A 23,662-nucleotide genomic window follows, 5' to 3' on the forward strand; every position below is an offset into this window, starting at 1 on the left:
CTGTCATCGGCGTCGCCTGTATCCCTGTACCGCCGTTTGCTATTCTGTACGGGGCCGGAAAAAAACCGGTAAGTGCGTGTCATACCGGTCGGCCTGAAACGGATAATTCCTAGCAAAGGGTGACGAATATGACGGCTCTGGAAAATCGGCAAAAGCTGAACATTGGCATGATTGGTCTCGATACGTCCCACGTATTGGCGTTTATGAAGCTGCTGCACGACAAGGAAGATCCATGGCATGTGCCCGGCGGCAAGGTCGTGGCGGCTTATCCTGGAGGTTCCCCCGATTTCCCTTCCAGCATAGCCAAAATGCCGGGCTATACGGCCACGTTGCGGGATGAATACGGCGTCCGCATCGTGGACAGCCCGGAGGAAGTGGCCGAGGCGAGCGACGCGGTGTTGCTTCATTCGGTCGACGGACGTGTTCATCTGTCGCAATTTCATCGCATTGCCGGCTACGGCAAGCCGGTTTTTATCGACAAGCCGTTTGCGGTCAGCTCAGCGGACGCTCGCGAAATGGTCCGTTTGGCAGAGGCGCATCGGGTTCCGCTGATGAGCGCTTCGTCGCTGCGATATGTCAAGGCGCTGCAGGACGCGATCGAGGGTGGGGGCAAAAGCCCGATAATCGGGGCGGACGCGTGCGGGCCGATGGCGCTGGAGCCCACGCAGCCGGGCTTGTTTTGGTACGGCATTCATACCGTGGAGATGCTGTATGCGGTGATGGGGGAAGGCTGCGTGCAGGTGACGTCCGTCACCTCGAACGATCACGATGTCACGACGGGACTGTGGAGCGACGGTCGGATCGGCGTCATTCGCGGCAACCGCAAAGGGAACGGCTCGTTTGGAGTGGCGATACATCGGGAAAAAGGCATCGAATGGGTTCACGCCCAGTCGGACCCGAAGCCGAAGTATGCCAGCCTGCTCGAAATCATCATGGAAATGTTCCGAACGGGCGTCTCGCCGCTGCCCGCCTCGGAAACGTTGGAGGTTATCCGCTTCATCGAAGCGGCCAACGAAAGCAGAAAAACCGGCCGAAGCGTGAACTTGGCGGTCGGCAAGGCGGGTGACGCACGATGAGTGTCTCCATTCTGAAGGTGGGGATCATTGGGCAGGGCCGAAGCGGCCGGAACATTCACGCCGAGACGATCCGTAAGCTGCCCGACAGGTTTGCGCTCGCCGCCGTCTCCGACGAGCTGGAGCAGCGTCGGCAAGCGGCTGAACGCGACTATGGCTGCGAGGCGTACGCCGATTACCGCGACATGATGAAGCGGGATGATCTCGACCTGATCGTCAATGCGACGCCAAGCCATCTCCATGTTCCCGTCTCGCTGGAGCTGCTGGAGGCGGGCTTCAATGTGCTGTGCGAAAAACCGCTCGCCCGCCGGTCGGAGGAGGTCGATGCCCTGATCGCGGCCCGCGACAGGGCGGGAACGCTGCTGACGATTTTCCAGCAGTGGCGGTTCAACCCCCTGTTCCTGGAAATTCGCAAATGTCTGGATTCCGGCGTATTGGGTCGTATCGTGCAAATCGGCCTGACAGTCAACCAGTTTTCACGCAGATGGGACTGGCAGACGCTCAAAGCGTACAACGGCGGCAATCTGATGAATACCGGCGCCCATTTTCTCGATCAAGCGCTTCAGTTTCTCGGAACCGACGACATGCCTTCCGTGCTGTGCCGGATGGACAACACGAACAGCTTTGGCGATGCGGACGACTATTGCAAGCTGATCCTGACCGGCCCGCGACTGCCGACGATCGATCTGGAAATATCGAACTGCTGCGCTTACCCGAGTTCCAATTATTACTTGATCCAGGGAACGAACGGCAGCCTGCGGGCGTCCTTAGCCGAAGTGGAATGGAAATACTTCAATCCCGAGGAAGCTCCCCGCCAAGAATTGCAGCAGACTCCGATGAGCGATGCGGACGGCAATCCGCTCTATTGCAAGGAGCAACTGAAGTGGTATGAAGGAGGCTGGAAAAAGGGGGAAGGGAGCCCCTATCCTGCACCGCAAATCGCTTTCTACGAGTCGTTGCACGCTTCCCTTACGGAGGGCAAGCCGCCTGCAGTCACGCCCGAGAGCGTTTGGCTGCAAATCCGGATCATGGAGGAGTGTTTCCGGCAAAATCCAATGTTTGCAATTGAACCGCAACATTCACTCTAGAAATATTTCCTATAGCAGCGTATATTACGTTATTGTTTCCAGGGAAGCTAGAATTGGCGGAGAACGACATCAGGATGAATATTAAAATCGAGGCTAACCTAACGGAATCCGATAACGGAATCAAGACACACGAAGGCAGCCGGCAATATGACGGTTGCCTTCGTTCACCTAATGGTGCAGCAACGTGGTCAGGCAAATATCCAGTTTAATTGGGAGGGGAATTTGTTTGATAAGAGTCGATGTGGCGAGTGCCTTGATTTTTGACGAAAGTACCTCCGATTGGAGTTTGCCTGGAGGGGCGGTAGAGCCTGGAGAAACCCTGGACAATCCATTTATGGATTCAAATTACCCCTGCCTGCTTCATACATGTGGGGGTTATTTTATGCTTACTTTTATAATTGATAATGATAATCATAATCATTTGAATTACTCTGTATACAGCACTTTAGTGAAGGAGTGAACGGAGTTGTTTCAAGAAAGTAATGGAACCCGTTATTTTACACAAGAGACGGTTGAGATCGCTGCTCGATTGTGGGCGCGCTCTTCGATATCACTTATAGATGTACGTAATCAACTGTTTCACCCCGATAAACCGCTGCAAAAATACAGGCTACCAACTAGTATGTTTATATACACCCAGGGCGGAGCAGCGAGAGTAACACTCAATCATGTTTCTTATCAGTCTGGGAGATTTGGGATTTTTCATGGGGGAAAGGGAGCCGAGCTATCGATTTATCCAATCGACACTGGCTTGGAAACTTATATGGTGCTATATAAAGCGGAGTCCACACCGTTCTACCGAAGGGACATTCAACGTTTGTTGGAACAGGTGAATCCATTTGTACACCTGTTCGGGTTTTCACCAGAAAATCCGCTTTACTACATGGAGAAGTTTCAATGTATGCATGCCAGATGGAATGAGAAATCTGCCGTACATCAGTTCTACGCGAAAAGTATTCTCTACCAAATAGCCCATCGTGTTTACGAGGAATTTGACAAGGGATTGCTTCGCTTTGTTGAGCCGGATTTTGTTGATTCGGTTAAACGATATCTGGATCAACACTATATGGAACCCGTTTCCATTCAATCGATCATCGAAATGCTGCCCGTCAGCAGAAGCCAATTGGTCAGATTGTTCAAGCAGCGAGAGCGTAAAAATTTCCAGGAATATCTGAATGAAAGACGGTTGGAGGCGGCCAAGCGATATTTGGAAAACACAAATGCTACGATTCAAGAAATTGCGATGGGGTGCGGTTTTGGAGATGAATTAAATATGCAAAGGATGTTTAAAAAGAAGGTGCTGATGACGCCAAGCGAATATCGGTTAAAAATGATGCCAAATTTGGACGTTTATGATGTTGATAATGATTATCATCGTCATTACAATGGGAAATGGCCAGAACATTTAGCCAAAATTCAAAGAGGCGGGGAGTTAACCATGTTTGGGCAAACCAGAAGCAAGCAAATGATACTGACCGCAGCAATGAGCTTGTTGTTGCTGTTGTCGGCTTGTACATCGAGTACGTCAGTGAATAATGAAGGAAGAGCGAATCAGACGCAACAAGTTCATGAAAGTACTACAGGGGCGGAAAATCCAGCCCAAACCCAGAAACGGGTTGTTAAAACGGTCAAGGGTGATGTGGAGGTACCAGCGAGTATTAAAAGAGTAGCAGTCCATACATGGGCAGGTGACTTATTGGCACTTGGCATTATCCCCGCTATTAGTAACGATGCTAATTTGGGGGCGGCGAAGGACGCATTGAGCGGCACTCAAATGTCCATGTTTGAGGACCCGGAAGAAATTATGGCTGTCGACCCAGATCTGATTATTACTAGAACTGAAGAACAATATGAAAAGCTGAAAAATATTGCATCGACGATCCTCGTTCCCTATGATACTTCTCTTGAGGACCGGATGCGGTTATTCGGACAAGTATTTCATGTAGAGGAGGCAGCACAAAAAGCTTTAGATTCGTTTTATGCAAAAGCAGATAAGTATGTTCAAGATTTAAAAAGTATGGGTATTTATGGGAAAACAATGGCCATTGTATTTTATAATGATGATGGTCCGTTTATTTATGGCGATGATTGGGGGTTTGGCGGACAAATCTTATATGGACTTCTAGGGTTTAAGCTGCCTGCTATCATCAAAAAAGAAATAGTGGATACAGGTAAAGGATTCAGACAATTTTCTTGGGAAGCCGCCCCTGATTATTTGAAAGCCGATTATTTAGAGATTGGAAATGGCGACGATTCTTTGTTACTGAAGGCTAGCAAAAATGCAATTTGGAACAATGTCGACGCTGTTAAAAATAAACATATTATCACTTATTCAAAGGAATATGATAGAAAATCACTTTATGTCATGGACAAGGTTTTGGATTTTTACCACGAGCAATTTATGAATCTTGTTCAATAAGCAAGCGTTCAGTTTTATTGGATAACATCCGGCTAGGCAGATCAGATTACTCAGTCTGTAGAAAGAAATGGGAAGGAAAGGACTATGAAAAAAAGGCCCGTACTAAATACGTTGAACTTTACATTTTATATGGCGATAGGGCTTGGATTAACGGTTCTCCTGTCAGCGGCGTCGATTTCCTTTGGCGCCGCTGACATGCGGTTAGCGACCGCATGGGAGGCTATATTTCACTTTGATCCAACGCTCACCGAACACCAAATTATTCAGACGTTACGTCTGCCTCGCACCGTAGCCGATTTAATGGTCGGCTGTAGTCTTGCAGTCTGCGGTGCGATTATGCAAGGAACGACGCGAAATCCATTGGCAGACTCAGGACTGATGGGCATCAGTTCTGGGGCGGCGTTTGCGATTGCGCTTTGTTTGGCCTTTTTGCCGAGTTATACGTATGGGCAAATGATGTTATTTGCTTGTTTGGGAGCTGCTTTAGCAACAGGTATGACTTATTTTATTGCTTCACTGGGCAAACGGGGCATGACGCCCCAGCGGCTTGTGCTGGCAGGTCTATCGATCTCCATGCTGTTCGGAGCGCTCAGTCAGTATCTGGCGATCAATTACAACTTGGGGAGAGCACTGGCCTACTGGACGGCTGGGAGTACAGCCGGAGCTAAGTTGGGAGAACTGCTAATCGTTGCGCCTTTGTTTGTCGGTGGTGTGTTGCTGGCGTTAGCACTGTCTCCTTCGGTGACGATGCTGAGCTTGGGCGAGGATGTAGCGGGCGGACTCGGCATTCGAAGCGGATTGGTTAAAGGCCTATCTACTGTCATTGTATTTGTACTGACTGGGCTGGCAGTCGTTGTCGTGGGCCCGGTCGGATTTGTCGGGCTGATTACACCGCATATCGTCCGCTATCTGGTTGGCGTCGATTATCGCTACATTATTCCAGCGACGGCTGTCTATGGGGCGCTGTTCACAGTCTCGGCCGACTTGGTCGGGCGCTTGATCAACAAGCCATTCGAGACCCCTCTCGGCATCATTTTCTCCATCATCGGCGTGCCCTATTTCCTCTTCCTGGCTCGCAAGCAAAGGAGGGAATTCGAATGATCAAGCAGCGTTACACGATGAAGCGGGGAATAGCAGTAATTGGGATTTTGCTGTTTCTTATTGTTCTATTCGCGGTGATCAGTGTCAATTCCGGTAAGATGAATCTTTCCCCATTAGAAGTATGGAACGTTCTGCTCGGCAAAGGCACGGCCAAGCAAAACCTGATCGTATTTGACTTTCGACTCCCGCGCATCGTGCTGTCCATTCTGGTCGGACTGGGTATGGGAGCGGCGGGAGTGGTGATGCAGAGTTTGCTGCGCAATGATATGGCCAGTCCCGGGACGCTTGGAATCAGCTCGGGTTCGGGCTTGTTCGTACTGATCTTCGTAGTGTATTTCGCATCATGGGGAACCAGTTCCTTTATTGCCTTGCCTTTGCTTGCCTTTGTCGGCGGCATGATGGCAGCAGGTCTGATATTCCTGCTGTCATATCGCCGTGGGCGTGAAATCTCACCGATTGGTTTGATCTTGACCGGCGTGGCACTCGGCAGCGGGTATGGTGCGTTGACCACCTTTTTGACGCTCCAATTAGACGATTTGCAGATGGACTTTATGCTGCGCTGGCTGGCGGGCAGCCTGTGGGGGGATGACTGGGGCTATATTTCAGTGTTAGCTCCCTGGGTACTGGTACTGCTTGGTTATATCTTTTATAAAGCCCGTGTGCTGAACACACTTCATCTGGGCAATCAGACTGCCGAAGGATTGGGGCTTGCAGTAAAACCGGAATTCCTTGGGTTGTCCATTGCAGCCGTTGCGCTTTCTTCAGGCAGCGTAGCCGTAGGAGGCAGCTTTTTCTTCATCGGTTTGATCGCTCCCCATATGGCGCGGAAGCTGGTCGGTCCTGATCATAAATTACTAGTTCCAGCTGCTAGCTTAGCGGGAGGACTGATCGTGGTGCTGGCCGATATAATCACTCATACCCTCAGTCTGGGCGGGGATGTACCGACAGGGATTGTCATTACGATCATTAGCGTTCCGTACTTTCTATATTTATTAGCTAAGGCAAATTAGGAGGCAGACAATCTCGCAGCGCGTTTCTCCGACTATATGGTGGCGATTCGCAGCGGGCAGGTGGTGGAGCATGGCTCGCCTGAGCGAGTGATGACGGCGCGGACGTTGCGCGAAGTGTTCGCCATCGATGCAGATATTATGCTGGAGCCGCGAACAGGGCGTCCGGTTTATGTAACCTATCAGCTATTGCCTGAACGAAACCAAGATCAGCAGGTGGCGCAGAAGGCGATTGCTACATGATAACGGCATGGCTCTCCTTAGTTGCGCACGAAAACATTAACTGCAATTAGACCAATGAATGAAAGGCTGGAATGAAGATGAATGAACTGTATGATCTCACGATTATTGGCGGTGGCCCGGCAGGGCTATACGCGGCATTTTATAGCGGGATGCGAGATATGAAGACCAAGCTAATCGAGGCGAAGGAAGAACTGGGTGGCAGGATGTTGCTTTATCCGGAGAAGATGATCTGGGATGTGGGCGGTGTGCCGCCCATTCGGTGCGAGCAGTTGATGCAGCAAATCATCCGGCAAAGCTATATATTCGATCCAACGATCGTGTTAGGGCAACAAATTGTCGGATTGGAGCGACTTGATGACGGGACGATGATACTCACCGCCGCAACCGGTGAGAGGCATCATACGCGGACAGTCTTGTTGGCTTTGGGGCGAGGCGTGTTGAAGATGGCGAAGCTGGAAATAGAAGGCGCTGATCGCTATGAAGTCACCAATCTGCATTATACCGTGCAAGATCTGGAAGAGTTCCGCGACAAGCAAGTGCTGATTTCCGGAGGCGGAGACTCCGCAGTCGACTGGGCTAACGAACTGGAGCCGATTGCCGCCAGTGTAACGGTCGTTCATCGCCGGGAACAATTCGGAGGCCATGAGAGAAACGTACGGCGGATGAAGGAATCGTCGGTGCGTGTACATACGCCTTACATAATGACGGAGCTGAAGGGCAACGAGAGTGGAGATGCGATCTCGCATGTATCGATTGCCCGTATTAGCGAGGAGGGCCATACAACGGACGAGAAGATGAGGCTCGAGGTAGACGCTGTTATCGTCAACCACGGACTGCGCGGCGATTTTGGGCCGATCGTGGACTGGGGGCTGCAGATGGGCCCCTACAATATTACAGTCGACGAGAAGCTTTCGACCAATTTGCCGGGTATTTTCGTGGCTGGAGATTCGGCGAAATACCCAAGCAAGCTAACGCTCATTGCTGGCGCCTTCACAGATGCGGCGCTGGCAGTCAATAGCGCCAAACTGTATATGGAACCAGAAGCCCGATATATGGCGTACGTCTCCTCACACAACTCCAAGTTCAAGGAGAAAAACATGGCGCTGGGAGTTTCCGAGGAAGATGCTTGAGCCGTCTGCCGGGTTAGCTCAGGCGTAGCAAATCATGGCTCCTGCAATTGCTCGAGAAAGACGCAACACAACAGACTAAAACACCACGTGAACGACGTTGGTGTTTTTTTGTTGCCCATCGTGAATCGCATCGAGCTGTTTTTTTATAATAAAACTTATGCCAGTGGAGGTATTTTTATAGAAGGCATGTATAGACAATGATAATCGTTATCAATAATCTGGAAGAGACCAGTATCAGCTAGTCAGGTGCACAACAATCAATCTCAAGTTAACTGGCATTACTCATGAAATGAGGTATGAAAGGTGAAAATCGACGTGAATCAGCTAGTAGAGCATTTTGCACACACTCCTGCCGGGAAAAGTTGTGCACGGGGGCGCTAACATGAAGCTAGACCAAAAAAAGTTCGGCAGAACCGACTGGGAATATATTCTTGTGTTGTACCGGATCTGCGACTCGAAACTAGAAGAGTCAAGCTTTTCTCATCAGCACTTTTAACTATTAACCGGACAATCTCCTCGTCTTATTGAATTAATTACGCGTCTTAGGCATGTGTATAATCAACGGGGAGGCATTTTGAAGTTTCAGACCGAAGTGCTGTTTCGCAATGTACTGCAATGAAACCTTATTATGTGGATAACAGGCAAAATCGCTGTGAATCCCATACTTTATTCGAGCGGGTATGTAAATATATGCATGAATACTATTATCAAAGTCTTACGGGCGGCCCGTTAGCTATCGAATACGCTTTACAAAATATAACAAATGCGTTGCGTAAATAAGGAGGGATTACTATCCATTACGATGCTATTAATCTGAATGAGAGTTTATCTAAATTCAAAGATCATTGGTCTCCGTAAGTCATTGGACAACTAAATGACCATCAATTTAAGCTCGTTAAGATTAAAGGGGAGTATGAATGGCACGTTCATGAAGATACCGACAAGGTATTTATGACGCTCGAAGAGGAGATGATTATAGATTTTCGTGATGGTCGGGTGAAAATTTTCAAGGGCGAAATGTTTATCGTCCCGAGGGGAGTCGAGATGAAACCTTCTGCCGAAGAGGAATGCCATATCATGTTGGTGGAGCCTGGAAGCGTTGTAAACACTGACGTGCTGAGTCCCAATAAACAGCAGCCAATGTTGGATCTAGTGTTTGTTTTCAATCCTTCAAGAACTTGTATGCTTTGCAATCCGCGTAGCTCCTCGTCCTATTTTCATCATCTGTGGTGCGGCGCTTGCGCTGCATGTATGACATCAACAAGCAGCGTGAGGTCCGCAACGTCTATTATCAGGAATATCTAAGAACAGAAGCCATAGAGATTGAAGGCGTAGTTGAAACTTTAGCCGAACTGTCAAAGCACGTCCGCATGGCCATTGTGACGACTGCAAAACGTGCGGATTTTCAACTTATTCATGAAAAGCGCCAGATTATACAATTCATGGTATTTATCCTTGTTCGTGAAGACTACGAGCGCGCTTAGCCGCACCCGGAACCATACTTGACCGGCCTAAGGCGCTTTGGAGCTACCAAAGAAGAGACCCTGGTTATAGAGGATTCAAACAGAGGGTTGAACTCAGCCGTGGCGGCTGGTATTGACTGTGTTATTGTCCATAACGACTTCACAAAAACACATGATTTCTCTCAGGCCAGCTATCGAATCAAGACTTTAATGGAACTAAAGGACATTATCCTGTATGTTACTTAGATTTAAATTGAAGGAAATCAGCAACTATTTGTAAACATGAAATTTTGAGGTTAGCCAGTTAAGACTCCAAATGGATGCAGCAACCGAGCCGAGGCAGTCCATTCGGAATCAAAATGCCGCCCATATTGCATCGGCTTTCGGGGGGATCACACCCGGCACGTTCACATTACACTTGACACCAAAGTTTAAGTGCTTTAAGATTAACCTTAATATTTTAACACGTTGAGAAGGAATAGTACGGTTTTTCTAAGCGAACAGAGAGCTGTTGGGCGGTGCAAAACAGCCGTGGAGAAAATCGGAACTCACCTTGGAGTTGCTCGCTGAACCATTATAGTAAGTGGAGCCGGAGCCTGGCCGTTATCATCAGGAGGATACAAGGTTGCTTTTTTGCAACCCTATCCGCAGAGTGCATGCCGACAATGGCATGAATTCGGAGTGGTACCGCGTAAGATGTCAAAGTCTTTCGTCTCTGTTTATGGAGATGAAAGGCTTTTTTTGGTTTAGTCCGATTTTGGATAATTCAAGCAGAAATTGATGAAAGGAAGATAACCATGAAAAATGTTGAAAAGTATGCAAGAGGATATTTTATGCCGGCAGAGACAAGCTTGAATTGGACCCGGAAGGAATATATAACGGAGGCACCGATTTGGTGCAGCGTCGACCTTCGCGATGGAAATCAGGCGTTGATCGTTCCGATGAATTTGGAGGAAAAACTGGAATACTTCAAATTGCTTGTAGATATAGGTTTCAAGGAGATCGAAGTCGGTTTTCCCGCGGCGTCGGAAACCGAATTTACTTTCTTGCGCACATTGATCGAGACGGACTTGATCCCTGATGATGTAACGATCCAAGTACTTACCCAATCGAGAGAGCATATTATCCGAAAAACCTTTGAATCCCTTAAAGGTGCGAAAAAAGCCGTAGTACATTTGTACAACTCGACATCCGTGGCGCAGCGGGAACAGGTATTTCGCAAATCCAAAGAAGAAATTATCGACATCGCTGTAAGCGGCGCAAAACTGCTCAAGCAGTGTGCAGAAGAAACAGAAGGGAATTTTCAGTTCCAGTATTCGCCCGAAAGCTTTACAGGTACAGAGATTGATTTTGCGCTGGACATCTGCAATCGCGTACTCGATGTATGGCAGCCGACCTCAGAGAACCCGGTGATCATCAATCTTCCTGCGACGGTATCCATGTCGATGCCTCACATCTATGCTAGCCAAATCGAGTATATGAGCGAGCACTTGAATTTCCGGGAGCATGTTATTTTGTCGCTTCATCCGCATAACGACAGGGGAACAGGCGTGGCGGATGCAGAACTGGGAGTACTGGCCGGGGCTCAGCGCGTTGAAGGCACATTGTTCGGGAATGGGGAAAGAACGGGGAACGTGGACATTGTCACGCTTGCTCTAAACATGTACTCACACGGGGTAGACCCGAAGCTGAATTTTGAGAACATCCCTGCGATCATCTCCGTATATGAACGATTGACCAAAATGAGAGTAAGCGAAAGACATCCCTACGGCGGCGAGCTTGTTTTCACCGCTTTCTCCGGTTCGCATCAGGATGCCATTGCAAAAGGAATGAAATGGCGGGAGGACGAGGAGCCCCGTAATTGGTCTGTCCCTTATCTGCTGATTGACCCCAAGGACATCGGCAGGGAGTATGAAGGCGATATTATTCGCATTAACAGCCAGTCCGGCAAAGGTGGGATTGGGTACATTCTGCAGCTGAAGTACGGACTCAATCTCCCGGCGAAAATGCGGGAAAATTTCGGATACTGCGTGAAAAACGTATCGGATCAGCAACAAAAGGAGCTGATGCCCGATGAAATATACGATATTTTCATGAAAGAATATGTGAATATAAAGAATCCTGTCGAGTTTGTCAAGTACCGCTTTACGGACAATGAAGATTTTCAAACCATAGTCACTATACGATCCGGCAGTGAAGTCAAGGAAATTGCGGGCACCGGAAACGGAAGACTGGATGCAATCAGTAATGCGCTCCAAACTCATCTTGGGGTAGAATATACCGATTTGTTCTATAATGAGCATGCCCTGGAAACGGGCTCAAAATCACAAGCGATTTCTTATATCGGTATCACGGCTTCGAACGGTACCGTATATTGGGGATGCGGCATTGATGTGGATATCATGACCTCATCTATAAAAGCATTGTTTAGCGCTGTGAATCAAATGTGTCGTAAGGAGTCCTGAGTCTTTGAACGGCTAATTAGGGACTGGTCTCCCGGACAGGAGCGTTCATGTATAAACCGAAACAAGCCTTCTTTCCTTGCGGGAAAAGGCTTGTTTTGCGTTGCATGCCAGCGGCGCGCATCTTCTTGCCGGTGAAAGTCCGCTCGAGGGAGAGGCCAAGCCCACGCGTAGTTAGGTCCCTGCGTATGGCGAAATCTGCGTGTAGAAGCGAATCGACGAAAGTACCTGCCGGAGACAGGGTGAGCGACATACCGTGCCGTAAACATGAAGTAATTCCTGCCGCGTCTTGCAATAGGCCTCTCAAGAGAAATGGAAAACGACAATTTTACCCCGTCTAACTTCTACATTGCCCCCTGTTCGAAGCGTTCGCCTGGTTGTACCCTAGAGGAAGGGGCAGTTTCGTCTTTGCGTCCGATCCTTGGTGTTTGGCAAATAATTCGGCGCATAAGTGCATCTTAATGGTATAATTCTGGAAGCCGATCCACTTCAGAAACAAGTTTCGCACAAAATGAAAGGGTTTACAAAACGCGAATCGCATCGTTTTAATAACAGGACGAGGGAGATGACGCGATGTACGGAGTGCTGGTTGTAGACGACGAAAAGGAAATCCGCAACGGGTTGGGTTCGCAAGCGCCTTGGAGAGAATGGGGATTTGATCACATCTATACGGCGGATGACGGGCCCGGCGCCCTGGACATCGCGGCTCATCATTCGATCGATCTGGTTGTTACGGATATCCGTATGCCCCTGATGAGCGGACTGGAGCTGATCCGCGAGCTCGATCGGGCCGGGTATGGCGGGGGAATGATCATCATAAGCGGCTACGATGATTTTCATTATGCCAAGGAAGCGTTCAAGATGGGCGTAAACGATTATTTGCTGAAACCCGTCAATCTTCAGGAGTTGGCCGCAGCGGTGCAGATTGCCGTCGCCGGACTGCACAAGCGGCAGCAAGATCTCGCATGGCACAAGAGTTTGGATGAAGCGCTCCCGCGCCTTCGGACAGAAACGCTGCTGGAGCTGTTCGAGCGTCCTTATCGCAACGAGCATGAAGCAAGGCTGGATCATCGCTTCGGACAAATTGGTCTGGAGTGGCTGCCGAGTACGACTTTCCTGCTGATTCTAATCGGAATCGATAATATGAAAGCGCTAACTGAAAGTAAAACCGATCGCGAGATCATCGAGATGGAAGCAACTGTCGAAGCTGCCGTGCAATCGTATCTCGATGATCGGCAAGAACGGAAATCGGTGCTGGTGCGAAGGAAGCAAGGGGTGTGGATCTGCCTTCTAGGCAGAGATTCAGCCGGATCGGATGGGCAGCTGGACACGGAGGGGCACTCCTTCGTTCCGGACCTTGTCGGGGTCCAAATTATGGATGACGTACGAAGACGCTCAGGCATTCTGGTCAGCTGCGGTGTATGCGGTGAACTAGGAGGTATCGAGCGTTTATACGCCATGCTTCGGGAAGCGGAGGCCTCAATTGTGTATCATAGGGTGCGCTGGGACCCGGAGGCTAACCGCGAACCCGACGAGCGAGCTATGGGAAACGACTCGATCCGTATTTTACAGAGCGTGAAAGCAAGCGCTGAGAGGCTGATCGTCAGCAGCGAGGAGGAAATCCGGCTGATGATGCATGGTTTCCCGGAACTCGCAGGCAGCTGGGAAATCAGGCATACGAACGATTTGCAGCAAAAAACGTTCGAATGGATGCATAACGTATTCCGCCACGCCCAAAAGCTGGGATGGAGAGGGTCCGAATGGGATCAAAATCCGATCGTATTGTGGGAGCATCTGGAACGCTTCGATACGCTGGATTCCTTGCAGCAGCAGGTGACGCTTCAACTGATTCGGGCTTCCGCCAGCATCCAGGAGCAATTCGTCGGACAAAATCAGATTGTATACGAAGCGGAAAAGTATATCACGAATCATTTCTGCGAGCCGATTACACTTCAATATGTCGCCGAGCATGTGCATGTGACTCCTGTATGGCTGAGCAAGCTGTTCAAAAAAGTGACGGGGAAAAATTTTCTCGAATATGTAACGGACGCCCGATTGGACAAAGCCTGCGAGCTTTTGAAGGATCTGAATCTGAAGGTGTACCAGATCAGCGGTATCGTCGGTTACCAGGACAAGGTGCATTTTTCCAAGCTGTTCAAAAAAAAGTTCGGGATGACTCCGCAAGAGTACCGCAACAGCCGGGTGAGTGTGCTTGAAAAGTAATCGTTTCCGCGAAGTAAGCCGATTCTCGATCCGCCACAAGTTTATCTTCCTGTTTTTTATCCTCATCGTTTTCCCATTTGGCTTCGTGGGATACTTTTCTTACCACAAGTCGATCGAGGCGATCCGTCAGGCGAATACCGACGCCTCGTTGGAGATTTTGGACAAGAGCGGGAAAAACCTGGACAATTATTTGAATCTGGCCAGCTCCTTCCAGAACGAGCTGATGTTCTCGAGCGAACTGCAGGAGCTTATGTCGGCAGAAGTGCCAAACGAGCTGGAGGAGCTCGCGTTTACCGAACGATTGCTGAATTATATGGGCGTGCTGCAAAATCAGACGCACGGTTACTCGATCCGTATCTTCCCTCTTGAACCGGAGCGGTTTCAACGATTCAAGCATTCTGTATATCATTCGCTGGACATCAAGCGTGAGGAATGGTTCCGCCAAATCCGTGACGGCTCGCCGCCGTTTTGGGCGTTGTTTTTGCCGCAGCATAACCCGGCCGTTTACACGGAGCCGATCCTCTCCAAGATCAAACGGCTCTATAATTTGACGAGCCGCAAGGAAACAGCGGTTGTGCTTGTCGATATTAAGGTTTCTACGCTGCATCATTATCTGGCGCCATTGCAAATGCAGGAATCGCAGCAACTGATGCTGCTCGACGAGAACCAGGTGATTCTGTATCACCAGGACTTGAGCCTGCTCGGCTTCAAGCTGCGCGACGAACGTCTGATCGATTTTATCGGAGGTGAAGGGCGGGGGGCCGGTGAGTTCCTGATCGATGGGACCGAATATGCGGCTTCGTTTACTACGCTCGATAGCGGCTGGAAGCTGTTGAGTATGGTGCCTCTAGCCGTGCTGGAACAGCCGGTTGCCTGGATCGAGACGCTCAGCTTGTCGTTCCTGTTTTTTTACCTGCTGCTGTCGATCGTCATCGTCGCGTATATAACCGTCCGCTTCACAGGGCCGATCCAGAATCTCGTGAAGGCAATGCGCAAGGTGGGACAAAACAATCTCGCCGGTCATCGGCAGCAAATCAACCGCAACGACGAGATCGGCTGGCTGTACCGCGGCTTCGATCAGATGGTGCATCGCATCGATCATCTGGTGCAAAGTGTGGAGAAAGCCGCCCAGGATAAGAAAGAACTGGAGTTTCAGGTGCTGACGCATCAGATCAACCCGCATTTCCTGTATAACACGCTGGAGTCGATCCGTTGGAAGGCGGAGAGCCGCAACGCGGCGGATATCAGCGAGATGGTCAGCGAGCTGGGCAGGCTGCTGCGGCTCAGCCTGAACGACGGCAAAGAGCTGACGACGGTCGATCGGGAGCTGGAGCATGTGCGCGCCTATGTCAAAATCCAGAACAACCGAACCGACACGCCGATCCGCGTCGTTTATTTGGTGGAGGAGGAGCTGCTTCAGCTTTCATGTCTCCGCTTGCTGCTTCAGCCGTTGGTAGAAAATTCGATCAAGCATGCCATCAGCCACGTCAAGGAGGATGGTATCAAAATTGTCATCAAAGGGAGACTGGACGGGCAAAGCATCCGCTTCGAGGTTAGCGATAACGGTCCAGGGTTCGGAGAGCGGGCGGAGACGCTGCTGTCCGATAGAGCGGGCGAGCTGTCGGGCCGCCAGGGCGTCGGTCTGCGAAATGTACACGATCGGCTGCTGACCTATTTCGGTGAGCCGTACCAATTGCGAGTAAGGAACGGAGCGAACGGCGGAGCTATCGTTGAGTTCGCGCATCCGGTTCTGAAGGATCGGTAAGGCAACCACAGCAGCCTGATAGGCATAAATACGCCAGGGGCCTTCATACGGCAGCCGCTGGCGTATTTGATTAGGCGGGAATTAATGGGTTTCCTCGTCAAGCAGCCAATGAGTATGCACGTCTTTACAGCAATTCAAAAACGTATTGTCCAGCAGACGAATATCCTGGACGTGTTCTTCCATGCAGATGCCGATCGTTCCGGCGGCGCCTTTCGGGAAGCGGATGTCGTTGCAGCCAATCTCGACGTCGCGTGTAGAGCCGCGCAGCCGAATGCCGACATAGCCCATTTCCTTGCTTCCATTGTCCTCAATTCGATTGTGCCGCACGATGTTCTGGCTCGCGGCCATCGGATCAGGCTCATTGCGGAAAAATAGGCCGTAGTAGCGGTTGCCTGCAAATCGATTGTGCCGGATCCAATTGCCCGTGTCCTTGTGGCCGATCGAGAAGCCGCTCATCCCGTTGCCGGAGGAGTCGCAATACTCCACGATGCCGCTGCGCACCCGCCAGCAGAAAAAGATGCCGTCCATCCCGTTGCCGGCAAACCGGCTGTGCGAAATTCGCGTGCGATCCGTGCCGCTTCCCGGATGAATGCCTTTGCCGCTGTTGTCGCTGCAATCGCAATGGGCGACGGCGATGTCGGAGCCGCCCTGGTAGCTGATGCCGTCTCCGTTGTACCGGTAAACCTGGCAATGCTCCAGCAGGGCGTTGTGGCATTGAAACAAATAAATCCCGGCAAGGCGGCAGCCGTTGGCAAGCGAGTTGCGTTCCCGGTTGCCTTCGATGTGGAGGTGGCGCAGTACGACATCTCGGCATTCGTAGGCGCTGACAACAGGACTTAATGTCGAGACGATGCCGCCTTCATGGACGAAAATTGTCGCATATAGCTCCCGGTCCAGGTACAGCACGCTGCCGCGTTTACCGATTACAGTAGCCGTCGTATCGAGAAATCCTTTGCTGCGATCGGCCAGTTTGACGATGATCGACTGGCCGATCGGGAAGTAATCCGGGTATTGCACCGTTACTTCGCGCTCATGCAGATCGGCGTCGGCCAGCAGAGGCGAGACGCGTTCCTCGCCTCTGCGCAGCACGGTTTCGCCCGGCGTGCCGCACAGTTCTACTCCAGTGCGCAGATGAAGCGCGCTGTCGATCTCATAGATGCCGGCGCCAAGCCGCACGACACCCCCACCCAATCCGGAGACATAGTCGATCGCCGCCTGGATCGCCAGATGGGTTCCTCCGGTCAGGTCGCCGGAGCCGGGACTGACGAATACGTTAATTTTCTCCATGTCCATGAAGGAAAGCCTCCCGTCGATAAAAGGGTAATCCAGGTTTATGGAGCGGCTTGCATGTTGCCCTGCCGCCACATTCCCTCTATCCGCTTCTTTCAGTTCCATTCTTGAATGTTTTCCGAATATGGACCTGCTCTCCCGTCCAATGAAACAAGACGAAATCGGCGGGGGCCCCGGCTTCCAGACCGGCTTGTGAAGGCAGGTCCATAAAAGCAGCGGGCCGAATGGACGACATGTCCCATGCATCCGCGAGCGAGCAGACGCCGCTGCGGGCGAGATGGCCGATTCCCCAAGGCAGCAGTTGCGCCGAACCTGCCAACAGCTGCGGCTGATCCGCCAGATGCAGGCGGCCCTGCTCGGTTTTGATCACATCGATGCGACCATGCGACCGATACGCTCCCGGCGGAAGTCCGCTTAGAGAGACCGCATCGCTGACAAGCATCGCTAGCGGACCCTTTACCTTCAGCACTACCTTTAGGAAGGACAACGGGACATGGAAGCCATCCGGAATCAGGCATGCATGCAGGGAGTCGTCCGCAAGCTGCTCCCATATGTAATTGGGATGGCGAGGCAGCATCAGATGAGCCCCGTTGCCCAGATGCGTAGACATGCGCGCGCCGGCAGCGGCTGCCTCGCGTATCTGCTCCGGGGAAGCCGAGGTGTGGCCGATCGAGACCGTGATGCCGTTTAGCATGCATTTTTCAATGAAAGCGGTGGAGCCCGGCCACTCGGGAGACATCGTTACGATCCGGATTTTGCCCTTGGCCGCGTTCTGCCACCTCTGGAGAAGCTCCCAGTCCGGAGCTTTCGTATAACGGGCGAGATGGGCGCCCCTGGCTCCGTCCTCCGGCGAGATAAACGGTCCTTCCAGATGGATGCCGGCGATACTGTCTGCACATTCGGCATCGGTAGAACATGCGGCGGCGATGGCCTTCAGAGAGTCCTCGATATATTCGTCCGATGACGTCGTCACGGTCGGGTAATAGGAGGTTACGCCAGCCAGCTGCAGCAGGCGGGTTGCATCCGACAAGTGACGGGGAGAGACCGGGTAATGATTAAAATCGATCCCCATATATCCGTTAATCTGCAGATCGACTAATCCAGGACCGACCATCGGCAGCGCTTCCGGCGGAGAATTCATACCCGCTGGTTCGTCGGACGCCGCTTCGATCGACTCGAATCGGTTTCCTGCTACCGTTATTTTCATAGGTTTCCCGGAGCGGTAATGCAGGGCATGGATTTCTTTGCGATGACCGGTATTCATGTGCGGACTGCTCCTTTCCCAACCTGATTCACGCGATGCTTCTCTAGTATAACAACTTTGCGGACCGCTGAAGATGAGGCTGTTCCGTCTTTTTGCTCGACATCTTTGGTGTCCCGTAAAACCGTCAGGGCCGTTATCGCTGAGGATCTTCTTGTGAAGCGTGTCGTATTCAGCTGATTAATAATCCCCCAGTAAACAACAACTTTCCTAGATACAACCGGATACGGTCGCCGCTATATACTGGAAAAAAGACGAGTGGAGGAGATCAGACTTGAAAAAAGAAACCGTCTTGAAAGCCCGGGCAGTCTTGAAAGCGGCACCATACGGGGGCGCAGGCTGGAAACGCATAAGACGACAGCATATCCTACTATGGATGTCCATCCCTCTTATGCTGCATCTGATCTTGTTTCAATACGTGCCGCTATGGGGCTGGCTGATGGCCTTCAAGGATTACCGCGTGGGTCAAAGTCTGCTCGAAGCAGACTGGGTAGGGTTCAAGCATTTCCGGACGTTGTTCGGCAACAGCGACTTCCGCCATGCCCTGCGCAACAATATCGCAATGAATGTCCTGTCTCTGACGCTGGGCACGATCTGTGCTGTTGGACTTGCCGTCGTTTTAAGCGAATTGAAGAGCAAGGTGTTCGTCCGTACGGTACAGACTATGACGTATTTGCCGCACTTCGTATCGATGGTCGTTATCGCCAACATCGCCGTCATGCTGATGTCTCCGGACAACGGCTTGATCAACGCGATGCTCATCCGGATGGGCTTCATCCAAGAGGGGATCTTTTTTTTCAGCAAGGGGGAATGGTTCTGGATCATTCATACGCTGATCGTCACCTGGAAGGGATTCGGCTGGAGTGCCATCATCTATTTGGCGGCGATCGCCGGAATCGACCCCAGCCTGTACGACGCTGCCAAGGTTGACGGCGCCGGCCGTTGGGCGAGGATCAAGTACATTATTTTGCCTTCCATCGTGCCGACCATTGTTCTGCTGACGATTCTGGCTATCGGCAATCTGGTAACAGGCGGCTTCGAATCGCAGTTTTTGCTGGGCAACCCGCTCGTGCAGGAATATTCCGACGTGTTATCGATCCTGGCGCTTCGACTCGGGATCAACCAGGGTAATTTCTCGTTCGGAACGGCCGTAGGCGTGTTCAATTCCGCGGTAAGCGTATCGATGCTACTCGTCGTGAATGCGATCGCCCGCCGCTACAAGAGCAACATTTTTTAATACCGGTAAGGAGGGGCATTGTCTTGTTATTTAGAAAAAGCGCCGGTGAAACCGTAACGGACGCCGTTTTGTATGGAGGGCTCGCGCTCATCTCGGTTACGACGGTTTACCCGTTTATTTATCTGCTTGTCCTGTCGTTAAACGAAACGACGGATGCAATGCGGGGAGGTTTAACCTTTTTCCCGCGGGTGTTCACGCTGGAAAACTACGCATATGTGTTTGAAAATCCGGTCTTGCTTCGCGCTTCCTACAATTCGGTGCTGAGAACGGTATTGCAGACGGTTATCTCCGTTTTCTTGTCCGGGATGCTGGCCTATGTGCTCAGCCGCAAGGAATTTATGCTGCGCCGTCTGTTCAGCTTTATGCTGGTGCTGACGATGTACGTGAGCGGAGGCCTGATCCCGACGTATCTGCTGATCAAAAGTCTCGGCCTGATCAATTCCTTCTGGGTATATATCCTTCCTTCGCTGGTCGGAGCGTTTCATGTGTTTATCATGCGTACTTATTTCGAGCAGCTTCCCGAAGGCCTGGTGGAGTCTGCCTATATCGACGGAGCCAACGACTTTCGCATCTATACAAGCATTATTATGCCGATCAGCCTGCCGGTTTTCGCGACCATCGCACTGTTCATTTCGGTAAATGAATGGAATAGCTGGTTCGATAATTATTTGTACAACAGCCGAAATCCGGATCTCAACGTGCTGCAGTACGAACTGCAGAAAATGATTCAAATCGTGGAACAGCAAGTCAATCAAGATTCGGGGGAAGAGATTCAGCGGACGATCTCCCCTACGACGATAAAAGCGACACTGACGATTCTCGTCACCATACCGATTTTGCTCGTCTATCCGTTTTTGCAAAAGTATTTCGTGCAAGGCATGACGCTCGGCGCCATGAAGGATTGATTTCGCACCGCCAAGCTCCGCTTTCCGGCGCTAAGCGGGATGAAATAAAATAAGATGAGGAGGTCATGAAACAATGAGTAAGAAGAGATATGGGATCGGCTCGGTCGGCGCCTTCGCGTTGACGGCCATTCTGGCGCTGACGGCCTGCAGCTCCGGCGATTCGAACAACTCTCCAGCTCCATCGCCTTCGCCTGATTCGCAAGCGTCCAGTGCGTCCAAAGCGCCTATCACGTTTTCCATGAACACAACGGTCGCGACGATGAACTGGGACAACGACATCGCCAGGGAGATTACAAAACGGACCGGCGGAACGATCAAATGGGACGTTCTGACCGGCGACGAGAGGCAAAAGATGAATGTCTGGCTGGCCGCCGGCGATTATCCGGATGTCGTGTCTATGTGGGACGATACGTACAAGGCCTATGCCGACGCCAAAGCGCTTGTCGATCTGACAGAACTTATACCGAAACACGCGCCTACCATTATGAAAGCGTTTAACAACGATTTGTCTTCCCTCAAGCAGCCCGACGGGAAAATATGGGCATTGCGCGCGCCGCCGACTAACAAAATAGAAAATCTGGCGGACAAAGGCTGGCTGCACATCCAAGCGTCCGTGCTTAAGGAGGCCGGTTATCCTCAGCTCAAAACGCTGGACGACGTATACAAGCTGATTAGCGAGCACGCCAAGAAATATCCCGAAATCGGCGGAGGCAAAACGATCGGCTTCTCGAACTTCGGCGCGACGTCGCAGCTCTATAATGTATTCGATACTTCGGCCCGGATGTATGCGGGTATGCCTGCGCTGCCGCACGTATTTATCGGCGATGACGACAAACCGGTGCTTCGTTTCTTCGCGCCGGGGTATACGGACCTGTTCAAGTTTTTCAACAAGATGAACGTAGCCGGCCTATTCGATCGGGAAGCGCTCGTGCAGACCACCGATCAATTCAATGCAAAGTGCGCGCAGGGACGCGTGCTCGCCGTGTTCGGGCCGTCGTTCGCTTCCGGCTGCACCAACGATCTCGTCAAGTTGAACATGGCGGACAAATCGTATATCTCGTTCGATATCGTCGCGCCGGGCCGAACCAAATTGTCCAACGCGACATCCACGAGCTCGTTGCGCGGCAGCGACCAGTGGGTAGGCATTACGAAAAACGCTAAGGATGCCGTTAAGATCCTGCAATTCTTCGACGAGATGTACAAGACGGAAAACCAAATTCTCGTCGGCTGGGGCATCGAAGGAAAATATTTTACCGTGGAGGGAGGCAAACGCGTCGTCAGCGACTATGTTGTAACGGAGCTGGGCAAAGGCGGGGATGCCTGGGATCGTCTCGGATTCTCCTATCCGCGTCCGCTGCTGCAGATGATGCAGGCCGGCGCGTATTTGTCCGACGGTGATTTCGCCCGTTATTCATCCTCGGTCAGTTGGAACCAGAAAACGATGAACGAGCCTATGCGCGAAGCGCTGAAGGCCTACGGCGCGAAGACATTCACGGATCTGCTGGTCAAGCCTGCCGTCAAAAATTTGCCTTTTACAACTTCGGCCTATACGGACGATATTAAAAGATTCAACTCGGAGGCAATCGCCGAGTGGAACAAAGCGGTACCGAAAATGATTCTGGAAGCCGAGTCGAAGATGGAGACGAACTGGGCCTCGCTGGAAAAAGCACTAAAAGACAAAGGCCTGGATAAATATCACGCCGATATTGACGCGATCTATAAAAAGCAAAAAGAAGCGGCGAAGTAACAAGCGGGCGAACTACCAACGCCGGCGGGGCCCCGAGTCGGCTGCCGCTGGCGTTTGTTGTGCTGGCCGACACCATTACCTCGATTAAGGACATTTCATCTCAGGAGGAAAAACAATGACGATCGGGATCGGCATCCTCGGCTGCGGAGCCGTGTCGAGAATGCATATGAAGGCGTTCCTGCAATGGGCGGGACTTTGTGAAGTCCGGGCCGTATACGACATCGATTCGAGACAGGCGGAGCGGCTCGCAAGGTGGGAGGGAGCAAGTGCGGAGGTATGCGCGTCGTGGGAAGACCTGCTGGCACGGGATGACATTCATGCGATTTCCGTCTGCACGCCGCCGGACTTGCACCGCGGGCCGGTTATCGAGGCGCTGCGTGCGGGCAAGCATGTGTTATGCGAGAAGCCGCTCGCTCCGTCGCTTGACGATTGCGACGCAATGATCGCTGCCGCTCGGGAAAACGGGAGGCTGCTCGGAGTCGCTATGCAGACCCGATTCAACCGGGACTATGAGCGGATGAAACGGGTGCTGGACAGCGGCGCGCTCGGGCCGCTTCGGTTCGCCCAGCTGAACGCGACCTACTGGAGGGGAGAACGTTATTACGAGGCGCCATGGCGCGGAACATGGGAGCGTCAATCCGGCGGGGTGGCGATCAATCAGGCGCTGCACGCACTCGACGTATTCGTCTGGCTGCTGGGGGAGGTCGAGAGTGTACAGGCAGATATGGAGACGGTTCAGCAGGGCATTGAGGTCGAGGACGTCGCGATGGCGATGCTGCGGTTCCGGGGCGGTTTACCCGCGCTGTTCGGCTGTTCGGTCAACGCCGTCCGCTCCGAGATTCGAATGGATATATCCGGTTATGCGAAGGCTGTAAGTTATCCGCTCGGCTATCATGCTCTCCTCGTTCGGGATGGCGCCAGCGTCGCCCCCGTTGAAGCGGCGGCGCGAGAACTGGAGCGGATCGGGAACGGATCGGAGCAAGCCGGGAATCAGGAGCCTGGTGATGTGCATATCCGGCTTATGAACGACTTTCTCCGCGCCATCGCTGAGAAGCGGGAACCGGCGATGAACGGCGCGCAGGGCCGACGCGTCATCGAGGTTATCACGGCAATCTACAAATCCGCTTCCACGGGCGAACGCGTGCAGCTGCCTATCGATACTGCGGACCCCTGGTATACAACTGCTGGAATCCTCAAGCATGTGCGACGGGCAAGGTGAAGAACGACGCCGTTCCGGGAGGAGTGTCC

Annotated in this window: 16 protein-coding genes, 4 pseudogenes and 1 other annotated feature; of the genes and pseudogenes, 18 read left to right on the top strand and 2 right to left on the bottom strand. The window is 51.7% G+C overall.

What is annotated here, in order from left to right:
• Window positions 1-128 precede the first annotated feature (128 nt).
• The 14 genes and pseudogenes from AC3Y2E_RS15840 (at window position 129) to AC3Y2E_RS15905 (ending at window position 15,974) form a co-directional block, all read left to right on the top strand.
• Window positions 129-1,076, top strand: coding sequence for a Gfo/Idh/MocA family protein (locus AC3Y2E_RS15840; protein WP_379211895.1), 948 nt, complete (start codon window positions 129-131; stop codon window positions 1,074-1,076).
• On the top strand, window positions 1,073-2,161 hold the full coding sequence (locus tag AC3Y2E_RS15845) for a Gfo/Idh/MocA family protein (RefSeq protein WP_379211897.1): 1,089 nt from the start codon (window positions 1,073-1,075) through the stop codon (window positions 2,159-2,161). The genes AC3Y2E_RS15840 and AC3Y2E_RS15845 overlap by 4 nt, the downstream gene beginning before the upstream one ends.
• A gap of 226 nt (window positions 2,162-2,387) precedes the next feature.
• Window positions 2,388-2,486: pseudogene (locus AC3Y2E_RS15850) on the top strand (NUDIX hydrolase); the annotation flags it as partial.
• A gap of 141 nt (window positions 2,487-2,627) precedes the next feature.
• Window positions 2,628-4,580 (top strand): helix-turn-helix domain-containing protein, encoded by a 1,953-nt coding sequence (locus AC3Y2E_RS15855; protein ID WP_379211899.1) that lies wholly within the window; start codon window positions 2,628-2,630, stop codon window positions 4,578-4,580.
• An 84-nt stretch (window positions 4,581-4,664) separates the two neighbouring features.
• Window positions 4,665-5,681 (top strand): FecCD family ABC transporter permease, encoded by a 1,017-nt coding sequence (locus AC3Y2E_RS15860; RefSeq protein WP_379211901.1) that lies wholly within the window; start codon window positions 4,665-4,667, stop codon window positions 5,679-5,681.
• The gene (locus tag AC3Y2E_RS15865; RefSeq protein ID WP_379211903.1) at window positions 5,678-6,691 is read left to right on the top strand and encodes a FecCD family ABC transporter permease; all 1,014 of its coding nucleotides are present in this window, start codon (window positions 5,678-5,680) and stop codon (window positions 6,689-6,691) included. The genes AC3Y2E_RS15860 and AC3Y2E_RS15865 overlap by 4 nt, the downstream gene beginning before the upstream one ends.
• 36 nt (window positions 6,692-6,727) lie before the next feature.
• Entirely contained in the window at window positions 6,728-6,931 is a 204-nt protein-coding gene (locus tag AC3Y2E_RS15870; RefSeq protein WP_379211905.1) for a hypothetical protein, read from the top strand.
• A gap of 71 nt (window positions 6,932-7,002) precedes the next feature.
• Window positions 7,003-8,061 carry an NAD(P)/FAD-dependent oxidoreductase gene (locus AC3Y2E_RS15875; protein ID WP_379211907.1) on the top strand — a complete coding sequence of 353 codons (1,059 nt, stop codon included), beginning with the start codon at window positions 7,003-7,005 and terminating at the stop codon, window positions 8,059-8,061.
• Between the two features lie 340 nt (window positions 8,062-8,401).
• Window positions 8,402-8,781 (top strand): annotated as a pseudogene (locus AC3Y2E_RS15880) (AraC family transcriptional regulator); the annotation flags it as partial.
• Between the two features lie 72 nt (window positions 8,782-8,853).
• Window positions 8,854-9,171 (top strand): annotated as a pseudogene (locus AC3Y2E_RS15885) (cupin domain-containing protein); the annotation flags it as partial.
• Between the two features lie 137 nt (window positions 9,172-9,308).
• Window positions 9,309-9,770, top strand: a pseudogene (locus AC3Y2E_RS15890) (HAD family hydrolase).
• 213 nt (window positions 9,771-9,983) lie between these two features.
• Window positions 9,984-10,244: a binding site (T-box leader), on the top strand.
• A 77-nt stretch (window positions 10,245-10,321) separates the two neighbouring features.
• Window positions 10,322-11,989, top strand: coding sequence for a 2-isopropylmalate synthase (leuA, locus tag AC3Y2E_RS15895; protein WP_190930982.1), 1,668 nt, complete (start codon window positions 10,322-10,324; stop codon window positions 11,987-11,989).
• A gap of 570 nt (window positions 11,990-12,559) precedes the next feature.
• Complete coding sequence (locus AC3Y2E_RS15900) at window positions 12,560-14,209, top strand: response regulator (protein ID WP_379211910.1); 1,650 nt, start codon at window positions 12,560-12,562, stop codon at window positions 14,207-14,209.
• Complete coding sequence (locus AC3Y2E_RS15905) at window positions 14,199-15,974, top strand: cache domain-containing sensor histidine kinase (protein ID WP_379211912.1); 1,776 nt, start codon at window positions 14,199-14,201, stop codon at window positions 15,972-15,974. Before AC3Y2E_RS15900 ends, AC3Y2E_RS15905 begins: the two co-directional genes overlap by 11 nt.
• A gap of 81 nt (window positions 15,975-16,055) precedes the next feature.
• Here AC3Y2E_RS15905 and AC3Y2E_RS15910 read toward each other — a convergent pair whose 3' ends face one another.
• Both AC3Y2E_RS15910 and AC3Y2E_RS15915 read right to left on the bottom strand, forming a co-directional pair.
• Entirely contained in the window at window positions 16,056-17,267 is a 1,212-nt protein-coding gene (locus AC3Y2E_RS15910; protein ID WP_190930985.1) for a right-handed parallel beta-helix repeat-containing protein, read from the bottom strand.
• A gap of 79 nt (window positions 17,268-17,346) precedes the next feature.
• A complete protein-coding gene (locus tag AC3Y2E_RS15915) occupies window positions 17,347-18,528 on the bottom strand; it encodes an N-acetylglucosamine-6-phosphate deacetylase (protein WP_379211915.1) in 1,182 nt (393 codons plus the stop codon).
• A gap of 271 nt (window positions 18,529-18,799) precedes the next feature.
• Between AC3Y2E_RS15915 and AC3Y2E_RS15920 the strand changes: the two genes are divergently transcribed.
• From AC3Y2E_RS15920 to AC3Y2E_RS15935, 4 genes are all read left to right on the top strand, one after another.
• Window positions 18,800-19,762 (top strand): ABC transporter permease, encoded by a 963-nt coding sequence (locus AC3Y2E_RS15920; RefSeq protein WP_379211918.1) that lies wholly within the window; start codon window positions 18,800-18,802, stop codon window positions 19,760-19,762.
• A gap of 23 nt (window positions 19,763-19,785) precedes the next feature.
• A complete protein-coding gene (locus AC3Y2E_RS15925) occupies window positions 19,786-20,667 on the top strand; it encodes a carbohydrate ABC transporter permease (protein WP_379211920.1) in 882 nt (293 codons plus the stop codon).
• 73 nt (window positions 20,668-20,740) lie between these two features.
• Complete coding sequence (locus AC3Y2E_RS15930; RefSeq protein WP_379211922.1) at window positions 20,741-22,414, top strand: extracellular solute-binding protein; 1,674 nt, start codon at window positions 20,741-20,743, stop codon at window positions 22,412-22,414.
• 115 nt (window positions 22,415-22,529) lie between these two features.
• Window positions 22,530-23,633 carry a Gfo/Idh/MocA family protein gene (locus tag AC3Y2E_RS15935; protein ID WP_379211924.1) on the top strand — a complete coding sequence of 368 codons (1,104 nt, stop codon included), beginning with the start codon at window positions 22,530-22,532 and terminating at the stop codon, window positions 23,631-23,633.
• The last annotated feature ends 29 nt before the right edge of the window (window positions 23,634-23,662 follow it).

This window comes from Paenibacillus sp. MAH-35, assembly GCF_058135425.1.